This window comes from Massilia litorea (genome assembly GCF_015101885.1).
GTDB classification, from domain to species: Bacteria; Pseudomonadota; Gammaproteobacteria; order Burkholderiales; family Burkholderiaceae_D; genus Telluria; species Telluria litorea.
In genome coordinates this window covers 2509891-2522346 of record NZ_CP062941.1, presented here as the reverse complement: position 1 = coordinate 2522346, position 12456 = coordinate 2509891, and the positions used below count along the sequence as shown (strand labels likewise).

General features: G+C 67.0%; 12 protein-coding genes. 10 read left to right on the top strand and 2 right to left on the bottom strand.

Features of this window, described 5'->3' with window-relative positions; translation table 11 throughout:
• The 7 genes from LPB04_RS11230 (at position 1) to LPB04_RS11200 (ending at position 8277) form a co-directional block, all read left to right on the top strand.
• Positions 1 to 1272, top strand: coding sequence for an AAA family ATPase (locus LPB04_RS11230; RefSeq protein WP_193688738.1), 1272 nt, complete (start codon positions 1 to 3; stop codon positions 1270 to 1272).
• Positions 1254 to 2615, top strand: coding sequence for a CpaF family protein (locus LPB04_RS11225; protein WP_193688737.1), 1362 nt, complete (start codon positions 1254 to 1256; stop codon positions 2613 to 2615). Before LPB04_RS11230 ends, LPB04_RS11225 begins: the two co-directional genes overlap by 19 nt.
• Positions 2616 to 2624: 9 nt before the next feature.
• Positions 2625 to 3596, top strand: coding sequence for a type II secretion system F family protein (locus LPB04_RS11220; RefSeq protein WP_193688736.1), 972 nt, complete (start codon positions 2625 to 2627; stop codon positions 3594 to 3596).
• A gap of 25 nt (positions 3597 to 3621) precedes the next feature.
• Complete coding sequence (locus LPB04_RS11215) at positions 3622 to 4569, top strand: type II secretion system F family protein (protein WP_193688735.1); 948 nt, start codon at positions 3622 to 3624, stop codon at positions 4567 to 4569.
• A 12-nt stretch (positions 4570 to 4581) separates the two neighbouring features.
• Positions 4582 to 5619 (top strand): LytR C-terminal domain-containing protein, encoded by a 1038-nt coding sequence (locus LPB04_RS11210; RefSeq protein ID WP_193688734.1) that lies wholly within the window; start codon positions 4582 to 4584, stop codon positions 5617 to 5619.
• A 13-nt stretch (positions 5620 to 5632) separates the two neighbouring features.
• Positions 5633 to 7909: an Ig-like domain-containing protein gene (locus tag LPB04_RS11205; protein WP_193688733.1), complete on the top strand. Its 2277-nt coding sequence runs from the start codon at positions 5633 to 5635 to the stop codon at positions 7907 to 7909.
• 65 nt (positions 7910 to 7974) lie between these two features.
• Entirely contained in the window at positions 7975 to 8277 is a 303-nt protein-coding gene (locus LPB04_RS11200) for an ACT domain-containing protein (protein WP_193688732.1), read from the top strand.
• A gap of 9 nt (positions 8278 to 8286) precedes the next feature.
• Here the strand turns inward: LPB04_RS11200 and LPB04_RS11195 are convergent, their stop codons facing one another.
• Complete coding sequence (locus LPB04_RS11195) at positions 8287 to 8889, bottom strand: biliverdin-producing heme oxygenase (RefSeq protein WP_193688731.1); 603 nt, start codon at positions 8887 to 8889, stop codon at positions 8287 to 8289.
• 47 nt (positions 8890 to 8936) lie between these two features.
• The gene (gene greB, locus LPB04_RS11190; RefSeq protein ID WP_193688730.1) at positions 8937 to 9503 is read right to left on the bottom strand and encodes a transcription elongation factor GreB; all 567 of its coding nucleotides are present in this window, start codon (positions 9501 to 9503) and stop codon (positions 8937 to 8939) included.
• 98 nt (positions 9504 to 9601) lie between these two features.
• Between greB and LPB04_RS11185 the strand changes: the two genes are divergently transcribed.
• From LPB04_RS11185 to LPB04_RS11175, 3 genes are read left to right on the top strand one after another with little or no spacing between them, the layout of a single operon-like run.
• Entirely contained in the window at positions 9602 to 10243 is a 642-nt protein-coding gene (locus LPB04_RS11185; protein WP_227496710.1) for a hypothetical protein, read from the top strand.
• Positions 10240 to 11727, top strand: a complete 1488-nt coding sequence (locus LPB04_RS11180) for a sensor histidine kinase (protein WP_227496709.1) — start codon at positions 10240 to 10242, stop codon at positions 11725 to 11727. The genes LPB04_RS11185 and LPB04_RS11180 overlap by 4 nt, the downstream gene beginning before the upstream one ends.
• Positions 11724 to 12371, top strand: a complete 648-nt coding sequence (locus tag LPB04_RS11175) for a response regulator (protein ID WP_193688729.1) — start codon at positions 11724 to 11726, stop codon at positions 12369 to 12371. The genes LPB04_RS11180 and LPB04_RS11175 overlap by 4 nt, the downstream gene beginning before the upstream one ends.
• Positions 12372 to 12456 lie beyond the last annotated feature (85 nt).

The following is a 12456-nucleotide window of genomic DNA, read 5'->3' as shown; positions in this document are numbered from 1 at the left end:
GTGAAAATCGCCGTCGTATCGCGTAGTGAAAAACACCTGCTGGAGATCGCGCGGCTGCTGCGCGAGCGCAGCCCGGGCGATGAGGTCAACCTGGTCTCCGGTTCGCTCGAACGCTTCAGCAGCAGCGCCGGCACCGCCATGCCCGACCTGCTGCTGCTGGACCAGCCGCAGGGCAGCGAACTGTCGCGCCTGGAAGGGCTGGGCGCGGCCCACCCGCGCATGACGACCATGGTGCTGTCGACGCTGCACACCGTGGAATTCATGGTCGACGCAATGCGCGCCGGCGTGCGCGAAGTGCTGCCCGCGCCGGTGGGGCCCGACACCCTGTACCCGGCGGTGGTACGGGTGCGCGAAAAGCTGTCGGCGCACGAGCATGCGAACGGCAAGGTGCTGGCCTTCGTCTCCTGCAAGGGCGGCAGCGGCGCGACCTTCCTGGCCACCAATATCGCCTACGCGCTGGCGACCGAATGCGGCCAGCGGGTCGCCCTGATCGACCTCAACCTGCAGTTCGGCGACGCCTCCCTGTTCCTGGCCGACCAGAAGCCGCTCGCCACCCTTTCCGACGTGGCGCTGCAGATGCACCGCATGGACGCCTCGCTGCTGGCCTCGAGCATGATGCCGGTGACCGCGACCTTCTCGGTGCTGGCCGCGCCCGACGACCCGGTGCACGCCGTCGACGTCAAGCCGGACCACATTGACACGCTGCTGAACCTGGCGCGCCGCCACTACGATTTCGTGGTCCTGGACGTGGGCCGCAGCCTCGACCCGGTCGGGGTGCGCGCGCTCGACCTGGCCGACACCATCTATCCGGTGCTGCAAACCACCCTGCCCTATGTGCGCGACGGCAAGCGCCTGCTGGAGGTGTTCCGTTCGCTCGGCTATCCGCCGGCCAAGGTACAGGTGATCGTCAACCGCCACGAGAAGAAGGCCCAGATCAAGCTGGAGGATCTCGAGAAGGCCTGCGCCACGCCGGTCTGGCGCCAGGTGCCGAACCATTACGAGGCGGCCGCCGCTTCGGTCAACCAGGGCATCCCGGTGCTCAAGCTGTCGCCGAAGAGCCCGATCGCGAAATCGCTGATGGCGCTCGCGCGCGGGATTGCCGGCGACGCCGCCCCGGCGCCCGCGGGCTGGCTGGCGCGCCTGCTGAAGAAACCGGCGAAAGAGGCACCGCCGGCCGCCGCGCAGCCGGTGGCACAGCCGGCCCTGCAGGCCGTACCTGCCATCAAACAACCGGCATTCGAGGAGAAACAGGCATGGATGCAGAAATCCTGACGCTACGCGACCGCCTGGCCGGCAGTGCCGGCCGCGGCCTCGCCCAGTCCGGCCCGCGCATGTCGCACAGCGCCGGTTACATGCAGCTCAAGGGACGGATCCACCAGGGCCTGCTCGACCGGGTCGACCTGGAAAGCCTGCAGCAGCTGGCGCCTGAGCAGATCCGCGACGAGCTGAAAATGATCGTCGAGCTCATGCTCGAAGAGGAAACCGTGCCGATCAACGAGGTCGAGCGGGCCAACCTGGTGCGCGACATCCAGAACGAGATGCTCGGTTTCGGCCCGCTCGAACTGCTGCTGGCCGATCCGTCCGTGTCGGACATCCTGGTCAACACCTGCAGCCAGGTGTACGTCGAGCGGCGCGGCAAGCTCGAGCTCACCGAGGTGCGCTTCACCGACGAGGCGCACCTGATGAAGATCATCGACAAGATCGTCTCCCGCGTGGGCCGGCGCATCGACGAATCCTGCCCGATGGTCGACGCGCGCCTGCCCGACGGCTCGCGCGTGAACGCGATCATCCCGCCGCTGGCGATCGACGGCGCCATCCTGTCGATCCGGCGTTTTTCCGCCGATCCGCTGCGCCTGTCGGACCTGATCGCCTATAAAAGCATGACGCCGGGGATGGGCGAGATCCTGCAGGGACTGGGCAAGGCCGAGGTCAACATCCTGATCTCGGGCGGCACGGGCTCGGGCAAGACCACGATGCTGAACGTGATCTCGGGCTTCATCAGCCCGGAGGAGCGGATCGTCACGATCGAGGACGCGGCCGAACTGCAGCTGCAGCAGCCGCACGTGGTGCGCCTCGAAACCCGGCCCGCCAACATCGAGGGGAATGGCGAGGTGACCCAGCGTGCGCTGGTGCGCAACGCCCTGCGGATGCGCCCCGACCGCATCATCCTCGGCGAGGTGCGCGGCGGCGAAGCGCTCGACATGCTGCAGGCGATGAACACCGGCCACGAAGGCTCGATGGCGACCATCCACGCGAACACGCCGCGCGACGCCCTCACCCGCCTGGAAAACATGATCAGCATGGCGGCCGCCTCGCTGCCGAGCAAGGCCATGCGCCAGCAGATCAGCTCCGCCGTCGGCGTGGTGCTGCAGGTGTCGCGCCTGACCGACGGCAAGCGCAAGCTGGTGTCGCTGCAGGAGATCACCGGCATGGAGGGCGACGTCATCACGATGCAGGAGATCTTCGCGTTCCGCCAGACGGGCCTGGGCGAGAACGGGGCCGTGCTCGGCCACTTCTGCGCCACCGGCATCCGCCCGCGCTTTCTCGACCGGCTGCGCAATTACGGGGTCAACATCCCGGAGAGCGTGTTCGATCCCTCCCGCCAGTTCGCCTGAGGAGCCGTCATGGACTACATGTTCTTCGTCTTCGCGATCCTGATCTTCGTCGCCGTGGTGTTCCTGATCGAGGGCGCCTACCTAGCCTGGAATGCGAGCCGCGGGCCGGAAGCGCAGCGCCTGACGCACCGCGTGCAGACGGCCGCCGCGCGCGACGCCGAGCGCAGCGTCGCCCTCGCCAAAAAGCGCAGCTTCAGCAACCATCCGGTCTTGCAGAAGCTGCTGGCGGCGCTGCCGCATGTGTCGACGCTCGACCGCCTGCTGATGCAGTCGGGGAAGCAGTGGACGGTGGCCGGCTTCGCGGCCGCCTCGCTCGCACTGGGCGTACTGGCCTGGGCGCTGGCCTGGTGGTTCGCACTGCCATTTCCGCTCCAGCTCGCAGCGGGCGCCGCCGCGGCGACCCTGCCGCTGCAGCTGGCGCTGCGCGCACGCAACAAGCGCCTGCACAGGATCGAAAACCAGTTGCCGGATGCGCTCGACCTGATGAGCCGGGCGCTACGTGCCGGCCACGCCTTCCCGAACGCGCTGAAGATGGTCGGCGAGGAGATGAAGGAACCGATCGCGGTCGAATTCGCCACTGTCTTCGATGAAGTCAATTTCGGGGTCTCGATGCCGGACGCGCTGATGAACATGGCCAACCGGGTGCCCAGCACCGACCTGCGCTATTTCGTGGTGGCCGTGCTGATCCAGCGCGATACGGGCGGCAACCTGTCTGAACTGCTCGGCAGCATCAGTAAGATCATCCGCGACCGCATCAAGCTGCTGGGCCAGGTCCGGGTGCTGTCGGCAGAAGGGAAGATGTCGGCGTGGGTGCTGGGGCTGCTGCCGTTCGGAGCGGCCTCGCTCATCCAGCTGACCAATCCGAAATTCCTCGGGGTGTTATTCACGGATCCGGCCGGACAAAAAATGGTGGGCTTCGCGCTGGGAATGATGGTGCTGGGCGTGTTCGCGATGCGCCGGATCGTAAAGATCCGCGTATGAGCGCCGCATACGCAAGGAGCATGCAATGACTATCCTCGAACTCGGTTTTGTCGGCCTAGTATTCGTGGCCGTATTCGGTGTCGCCCTGCTTGGGCTGCGCACCTTCGCCGGCACGCCGCTGCAGGAGCGGTTGGACGCGGTCGGTGTGAGCACCGAGACGTCGGGCTCCGGTCCACCGCAATGGCTGGAAAAGATCGTCGCAGCAGCGACGCCAGTCGCGCGCCTGTCGTTGCCCGACGACGAGGCGCAGACCTCGGCGGTACGGGTGCGCTTCATGAACGCGGGCTATCGCCATGCATGGGCGCCGGTGGTCTTCTTCGCCGCCAAGACGGTACTCTCGCTGGGTCTGCCGCTGGCGGTCTTCTTCGGCCTGAGCCTGAAAGCCACGACATCCAGCACGACAGCGATGCTTTTTTATGTGCTGACCGCCGCGGCGGCAGGCTATTACCTGCCGAACTTCGTGCTAAAAAAGATGATCGCGCGCCGCCAGCGCGAGATCTTCGAGAGTTTTCCCGATGCGCTCGACCTGATGACGATCTGCGTCGAAGCGGGCCTGGGCATGGACGCGGCGCTGGCGCGCGTGGCCGGCGAGATCGGCCTGAAAAGCCGGGTCCTGAGCGAGGAGCTGAACCTGGTGACGCTCGAACTGCGTGCCGGCAGTGGCAAGGACAAGGCCTTGCGCGGCCTGGCCACCCGGACCGGGGTCGAGGACGTCGACGCGCTGGTGGCGATGCTGATCCAGGCCGAACGCTTCGGCACCAGCATCGCCGACTCGCTGCGCGTGCAGTCGGAACAGCTGCGCACCAAGCGCCGCCAGCGCGCCGAGGAACAGGCTGCCAAGATCGCCCTGAAGCTGCTGTTCCCGCTGATCTTCTTCATCTTCCCGTCCCTGCTGGTGGTGCTGATGGGCCCCGCCTTCATCCAGATCTACCGCGTCCTGCTGCCGACCTTCAGCGGTGGCGCCGCCAACTGAAAGGAGACCGCCATGCCGATCCGTCCCCTCGCCCCTGCGCTCGTCGCTGCACTCCTGCTCTCGTCCTGCGCCGGCGTACCGCCGCAGCTGCGGATGATGTTCCAGCCTGCGGAACAGGTACGCCATGGCAGCAGCGACGTCGCTTCCGCCTACTACCGGCTGGGACGCTACCACCAGGACGCGGGTGACCTGGGGCTGGCCCTGACCGCCTACACCTATGCCAGCGCGCGCGACCCGAAGGCGCCCGAGCCGCGCATCGCCGCGGCCGCCATCCATGCCCAGCAGGGCCGGCTGGCGCAGGCCAGGGCAATGCTGCGCCAGGTCTGCGCCGAGTACCCGGCGCTGGCCCAGCCGCTCAACAACCTGGGCTACGTGTACTACCTGGAAGGCGACTACGAGGCCGCCACCCAGGCCTTCCGCGCCGCGCTGGCGCGCGAGCCAGGCAGCGAACGGGCCCGCAACAATCTGCGGCTGGCCGAAGGAGCGGCGGTGCGCGGCGTGGCGGCGCTCGAGACGATCGCAGCCTTGCCTGCACCGCCGGTACCGCCGGCGCCCGAGCCTGTACCGGCGCCAGCACCTGCCGCGGCGCCGGCGATGGCCGACAACGGCATGCAGCTGGTGCGCACGGCGCCGAACGTGTACGAATTGCGGGCGGCGCCGGCCGTCGCGGCATCCGCCCCGGTGCGCGCTGCGGCGCCCGCACCTGCAGCCGCGCAGTTCGAGATCGCCAACGGCCATGGCGCCGACGGGCTGGCGCGGCGCTTCCAGCAAAGCCTAGCGCTGCGCGGCATCGTCGCCACCAGGCTGACCAACATGACGCCGTTCAACCAGGCCGCGACCCGGATCGACTACGCGCCCGGCCAGGAAGCGGCGGCGCGCAGGCTGCAGGCGGCCTTGGGCGGCAAGCCGATCCTGCGCCTGGCGGACCGCGGTGCGGTCCCCGGCGGCATGCGTCTCGTGCTCGGCAAGGATGCCCCGCTCGCGCTCGCACAGGCAAAGCCGCTGCTGGCCACGTCCGCCGCACCCGTTTCCACCCATCCAATGCAATAGCCCTGGAGCGCCAATGAGAACAACGATAACCCGCGCAGTCGCCGCCACTTCCACCACCCTGCTTGCCTGCTTGCTGGCCGCGTGCGGCGGCGGAGGCAGTGGAAACGATACTTGCAAAACCCTCGACCCGAGCCGCGATCCGAGCCTGCCCGGGTGCACCGTTTCCTCGACGCCCGCCACCGGTTCGACGGCCGCGCTGGCGCCGCTGGTGGTGACGCTGGCCGACGCCAAAGGCGCGCCGACGACCATGGTGTCGCCGAAGACGCCCGGCGTGGCCAAGGCAGTGGTGAAGGATGGCGCCGGCAAGCCGGTGGCCGGCCTGGCAGTGACGTTCACGAGTACCGATACGAGTGCGGTGCTGGTGCCCGCCACCGGCAGCGCACTGACCGACGCCAACGGCGTGGCCAGCATCGGCGTCGCGGCGGGCAAGCAGGCCGGCGCCTTCACGCTGACCGCCAGCGCCACCCGCGACGGCACCAAGGCCAGCGGCAGCGCCAGCTATGCGGTGGGCTTCCCGCTCCTGACCATGAGCGCGTTGAGCATCGGACCCTCGCCGCTGCCGGCCGGCGGCACCGCGAGCCTGTCGGTGACCCTGCTCGACGGGGGCACGCCGTTCGCGCCCGCGCAGGAGGTGACGTTCACCTCGCCCTGCGCGGCAGCCGGGAAAGCGACGATCAGTTCGCCGGTCACGACGGTCGCCGGCGTTGCGTCGACCTCGTATATCGACAAAGGCTGCGGTGCCCCTGACGTGGTCACCGCCTCGACCGTGCTGGCGGGGGCGACGACCAGCGCTACCGGCACGGTCAATGTCGAAGCCGCGGTTCCTGGCCAGCTCGCCTTCGTCTCTGCGCTACCGCAGAATATCTCGCTTAAAGGCACCGGCGGCGCCGGGCGCCAGGAATCGTCAACGGTGGTGTTCAAGCTGCGAGACCGCAACGGCATTCCGGTGTCGGGCCAGCGCGTCGACTTCGCGCTGACGACCTATGTCGGCGATTTGAAACTGAATTTCACATCGGCCACAACTGGAGCCGACGGCTCGGTCAGCACCATCGTGTCGGCAGGCACGGTCAACACGCCCGTGCGCGTCATCGCCACCGTCGCCGGTAGCGGCATCACTACCATGTCCGATCAGTTGGTCATCTCCACCGGCGTACCCGACCAGAACAGCTTCAGCCTCTCGACAGAGATATTTAATGTAGAAGGCATGAACATCGACGGCTGTCCGGCACCCACCGGATCTAACGTCACGGTACGGCTGGCGGACCACTTCAACAATCCGGCGCCTGACGGGACGGCTGTCAGCTTCACTGCAGAAGGCGGCTCAATCGATGGCTCCTGCCTGACGGGACTCGTCAATACGACGCTGACCGACGGTACGGTAATCCAGCAAAAAGGCATTCCTGGCGCATGCACAGTCCGCTTCTGCGCAGCGAACCCGCGGCCTGCCGACGGGCGCGTGACCGTGCTCGCCTATGCGCTGGGCGAGGAAAGTTTTGTCGATACCAACGGCACCAATCTGTATTACGAGTCGACAGATGCTTTCCAGGACTTGGGCGAGCCCTTCCGTAACGACCGCGCTATCACCAGCCGCAACGCCCAGGCCAATTGGGGGGTAGATGCCAACTGGCTGCCGGCGCGCGCTGCCCTCTCGCCGGACGACGGCTGGTCGAGCGGGAATGCAGTGCGCACGCCGGGAGAAATCTTCATCGATTCGAACGCCAACGGCACTTGGAACAGCGCCGGCGACGGCATCTATAACGGCGTTTTGAAGCAAGGCAGCAGCGCCACGCGTCCGGTGACCCATGTGCGCGGTGCCCTGGTGCAAGTGATGTCGACCAGTACGGCTGCGATCACCTCGCTCGGGCCAGAGTCGATTGCGCTGAGCCATTGCGTGAACGGCACACCCTTCGTCAACACGGCGGTGACGTTGCAGCTGGCGATCCGCGACACCAACCCGACCGTGTTCACCCTGAACCGGGCCGGCGCCGCGCCGCTCAACCTTCCCTTCGATTTGCCGGGCAACATATTGGCAGCCGGGACCAAGATCGATTTCATCCCATCCAATGGCACGCTGCTGAGCCCACCTTCCTACATCGTTCCGAACACGAACGAACCGAGTGCCGCGGCGTGGATCTATACGATCCAGATGCAGAGCGATGCGAGTCAGAGTTCGCCGGCAGATAGCCCGCCACTGTATTGCAGCAATCGGGTCAGCAGCGGTACGCTGACGGTGAAGGTGACCTCGCCGTCAGGCATCATTACGACCCGGGCTTACCCGGTCACGGACTGACTGCGGTCATTGCAAACCAAGGCGGCCGGGACTTCCCCGGCCGCAATTCCATAAGAGGCCACCATATGGGCGCGCAGGAACTGAACCACTGGGTTGGGGTCCAGCGGCACAAGCAGCAGAACAACCCCTTCACCTGCCGCATCCGCCTGCTGATCGACAGGCACAAAGGCATCCTCGGCCGCGTGGCCGCCGAGATCGACGATTCCGACAGCGCCCTGACCTATGCCGGCATGAGCGAAGAGGACGGCAGGACGATGACCGAAGTGCGCTTCACGCTACGGGTGAAAGACCGCTTGCACCTGGCGTATCTGTTACGCAGGCTGCGCAGGGTGGTAGGCGTCCATCGGGTCGAGCACGAGCGGCCCTGAAGCCTTGGTTCAGGGCCGCTCGAACGCCAGCGCCAGGATCCGGTCGAAGGCATCGCAAGCGCCGGAACAGGCCTCGGCCACCTCTTCCTCGCCCTGCACCTGCGCGCGCAGGGCCAGCATGAAGGCGCGCCAGCGCGGGCCGGGCCCGCCCTCGCCTGCCCCGGCGAGGTAGCGCAGCGGATGCGGCGCCAGCTGGTCCGCGAGCCGCTTGTGCAACACCGCGCCGCCCAGCTGCGAGCCTTCGACCACATAGGCGACGCCCCAGCGGTAGGCGGGACTGGCATGCGCCGGCCAGAGAGGCGTCGCGGCACGCGCGGCGCCGGCATACGGCGCCAGCGAGGGTTCGGCCAGGTCGGCGTCGATCAGCGCCAGGTGCGGGGCGGCGGCGAGACCGGCGGGGCCTTGCGGACCATCCGTAAAACCATGTTGCCAGGCCTCGAGCGGTGCCAGCCAGTCGCGCAGCAGTTGCAGGTGCTGGGCATAGTCGGCCAGGGTGGCATCGGGCGCCGAGAGCGGCAAGCCGCTGTCGAGGCGCTCGTGGCGCGAGCTCGTGGACTGCCGCAGCGCGGCCAGGACGTCGGACTCGCGTGCGGTGTCGGGGGAACGGTTCATAAAAAGCTTGTTGCGGCGAATCGGGCATCTTACCAGCCGCGGCCGGATCAGTCCGTGATGGGTTCCGGATACGAGACCGAAACGATTTCCAGCTCCTCCTCGCCCTGCGGCGTCTGCAGCGTGGCGACGTCGCCTTCGCGGCACTTGGTCAGCGCACGCGCCACCGGCGAGACCCAGCTGATGCGTCCGCGCAGCGGGTCGAGCTCGTCGATGCCGACGATGGTGACCGTGTGCTCTTCGCCGGCCTTGTTGACGTAAGTGACGGTGGCGCCGAAATAGACCTGGTCGTTCCCGTAATGCACGCTCGGGTCGACGATGAAGGCCGAATCCATGCGCTTGGTGAGAAAGCGGATGCGGCGGTCGATCTCGCGCAGGCGGCGCTTGCCGTAGATGTAGTCGCCGTTTTCCGAACGGTCGCCGTTGGACGCCGCCCAGTGCACGATCCGCACCACTTCCGGACGGTCGACGTCGATCAGCTGCAACAGCTCGTCCTTGATGGCTTTATAGCCGGCAGGGGTGATGTAGTTCTTGGCGCCGGCGGGAATCGCCTGCGCCAGGGCGACGGCGTCTTCATCGTCGTCGTTGTCGGACTCTTTTACAAATGCCTTGTTCATTCGTCCATTGTAGCCCCAGATCGCGCGACCCGGGACACGCTAGCCGTGACGTGTCGACTTGCTCAGTTTCCCCTAAGGCTGGACGCCGCGGATACCGTATGATGCGCAAGATGACCTCCCCGAGACTCACAAGTCCGCCTTCCCCACGCAGCCGGCTGCTGGCGCCGTTGCTGTATGTAATCGCGCTGCTGTTGCTGTTCGAGGAATGGCTGTGGGAAGTCGCCGGCCGCCTGTCGGCCGCAATGGGCACCTGGCCGCCGCTGCGGATGCTGGAGCACGGCATCCGGCGCCTGCCGCCCTGGGCAGCGCTGCTGGCCTTCGCCCTGCCCGGCTTGCTGCTTGTTCCGGTCAAGTTGCTGGCCCTGCTGGCGATTGCCCACGGCCATCCCCTGATGGGCGTCGCGGTCTTTGTGGTCGCCAAACTGGGCGGGGCGATGGTGGTCGCGCGCATCTATGTCCTGACCCTGCCGTCCTTGCTGGCGCTCGTCTGGTTTGCGCGGTGGCACAATCGCTTCATCATGTTCAAGGATCAGCTCATTGCCCGCTTCCGGGCCAGCCCTACCTACCAGCAGGCGCGCCGTTCGGTGTCGGCCTTGCGCCGCATCCTGCGCCGCCTGCGCAGCCAGTTGCGGCCGTCGGTACCCTTCGGCAGCCGCCATGCCACGCGCAGCGCACGCGCGCTGCGCCGCTTCGTGTCGCTGTGGCGCAGGCGCCGCAAACCGGGAAGCGAAAGACCATGACCACCACCATGACCACGACCGAAGCGCTGCTGGCCGCGCCGATGCACGCCGCCCCGGCCGAGATCCTGCTGATCGACGCCGCCACGCTGGCCCTGGTCGACATGAACGCCACCGCGCGCGCCAATCTCGGCTACGACGGGGCCGCATTGAGCGGCATGCGCGCGGTCGATATCGCGCCCGGCCTTGACGACGGCACACTCGGCGCGCTGCTTGCCGGCATGGGGGAAGACAAGGGCGATGAAACGATCAAGCAAGGCTGCCTGCGCACCGAACTGCGCCGCGCCGACGGCAGCACCTATCCGGCCAGGCTGACTTTCCTGCGCACCCAGCGCGACGGCCGTTCCCTGCTGCTGGCGATCGGCCACGATCTATCCCCCGAACAGGCGGCCTCGAACGCGCTGGCCCAGTACCAGACGCGCTTCAACGCCATCGTCAACCACACGCCCGGCCTGGTCTACCAGTTCACCCTCGGCGCCGACGGCCGCCATGCCTTTCCCTACCTCAGCGACGGTTGCGCGCCCTTGCTCGGGGTGCAGCCGGCCCAGCTGCAGGCCGATCCCGACCTGTTCCTGCGCCTGGTCCTGCCCGAGGACCGCAAGGGTTACCTGGAAGCGATGGCGGTCTCGAAAATATCGCTGTCGAGCTGGAACTGGGAAGGCAGGATCTGGATCGATGCATGGAAAGACGTGAAATGGATCAACCTGCGCGCCACGCCCCACGCCGTTGCGGCGGGCGCGGTGCAGTGGGACGGCATCATGACCAACATCACCGAGAGCAAGGTCGAGCAGCAGGAAACCCTGCGTTCGCGCGCGCGCCTGGCCGAACTCACCGACCACATCGAGCAGGTGAAGGAGCAGGAACGGGCGCGCATCGCGCGCGAGATCCATGACGACCTGGGCGGCAACCTTACTGCGATCAAGATGGCCCTGTCGATGCTCAGTTCGCGGCTGCCGCCCGACCAGCCGGGCCTGCTGGAAAAGGCGACCTATCTCGACGACCTGGTCGACCGCACGATCGAGGCGGTGCACCGCATTTCGCTCGACCTGCGACCGTCGACGCTGGACCTGGGCATCGTCGCGGCGCTGGAATGGCAGGCGCGCGAATTCGAGAAGGGTTCCGGCATCGCCTGCATCTTCCGCAGCGCCGAGCGTGAGATCGAGCTCGACCCGGACCATGCGGCCGCGCTGTTCCGCATTTTCCAGGAAGCGCTGACGAATGTCGCGAAACACGCCGGCGCGACCCGCGTGACGGTGACCCTGCGCCGCCAGCGCCAGCACCTGACGCTCGCCATCTGCGACAACGGCCGCGGCATCGCGCCCGCCGACCGCCTGAAACCCGCCTCCTTCGGCCTGCGCGGCATGAGCGAACGGGCGCGGGCGCTGGGGGGCACGTTGACCTTGTCGGCGGCGCCCGGAGGTGGCACGATGGTGACCATCAAAATTCGCCTGGCCCCGCCGCCAGTAAAAATCCCCGGGGAACAATGACCGACAAAGCCACCATCCGCGTATTCATCGCCGACGACCATGCCATCGTGCGCGAGGGCTTGAAACAGATCCTGGCCGAGCAGCGCGACATCGTCGTTGCCGGCGAGGCCGAGAACGGGCTCGATGCGATCAGGCTGTTCCGTAAATCGCGCTGCCACGTGATGCTGCTCGATATCTCCATGCCCGACCGCAATGGCATCGAGGTGCTGAAACAGATCAAGCAGGAGCGGCCCGAGCTGGCCGTGCTGATGCTGTCGATGCACCGCGAAGACCAGTACGCGATCCGCGCGCTGAAAGCGGGCGCGGCCGGCTATCTCACCAAGCAGAGCGCGCCGCGCGAACTGGTCACGGCGATCCGCCAGGTGGCCGGCGGCCAGAAATACGTCAGCGCCACGCTGGCCCAGGCGCTGGCGAGCCAGGTCGGCGCCGACCACGACGCGCCGCCGCACGACAGCCTGTCGGACCGCGAATTCCAGACGCTGACCATGATTGCTTCGGGCAAGACGGTGAGCGAGATCGCGCGCGAGCTCTCGCTGTCGGTCAAGACGGTCAGCGAATACCGGGCACGCCTGCTGGCGAAGATGAACCTGAAAACCAGCGCCGAGCTGACGCACTACGCGATCCGTAACCAGCTGGTCGAATAGGTTTATGCATTGCTGTTAAGTAAGATACTTTCCAGCCTCTTTTCGGGCGATGACGAAAAGAAAAGGTGCTTATCATTGCTGCACA

Coding starts and splice junctions, on each gene's coding strand:
- LPB04_RS11210 (WP_193688734.1), top strand. CDS start 4,582: ATGCCGATCCGTCCCCTCGCCCCTGCGCTCGTCGCTGCACTCCTGCTC.
- LPB04_RS11225 (WP_193688737.1), top strand. CDS start 1,254: ATGGATGCAGAAATCCTGACGCTACGCGACCGCCTGGCCGGCAGTGCC.
- LPB04_RS11180 (WP_227496709.1), top strand. CDS start 10,240: ATGACCACCACCATGACCACGACCGAAGCGCTGCTGGCCGCGCCGATG.
- LPB04_RS11185 (WP_227496710.1), top strand. CDS start 9,602: ATGATGCGCAAGATGACCTCCCCGAGACTCACAAGTCCGCCTTCCCCA.
- greB (WP_193688730.1), bottom strand. CDS start 9,503: ATGAACAAGGCATTTGTAAAAGAGTCCGACAACGACGACGATGAAGAC.
- LPB04_RS11205 (WP_193688733.1), top strand. CDS start 5,633: ATGAGAACAACGATAACCCGCGCAGTCGCCGCCACTTCCACCACCCTG.
- LPB04_RS11220 (WP_193688736.1), top strand. CDS start 2,625: ATGGACTACATGTTCTTCGTCTTCGCGATCCTGATCTTCGTCGCCGTG.
- LPB04_RS11200 (WP_193688732.1), top strand. CDS start 7,975: ATGGGCGCGCAGGAACTGAACCACTGGGTTGGGGTCCAGCGGCACAAG.
- LPB04_RS11175 (WP_193688729.1), top strand. CDS start 11,724: ATGACCGACAAAGCCACCATCCGCGTATTCATCGCCGACGACCATGCC.
- LPB04_RS11215 (WP_193688735.1), top strand. CDS start 3,622: ATGACTATCCTCGAACTCGGTTTTGTCGGCCTAGTATTCGTGGCCGTA.
- LPB04_RS11195 (WP_193688731.1), bottom strand. CDS start 8,889: ATGAACCGTTCCCCCGACACCGCACGCGAGTCCGACGTCCTGGCCGCG.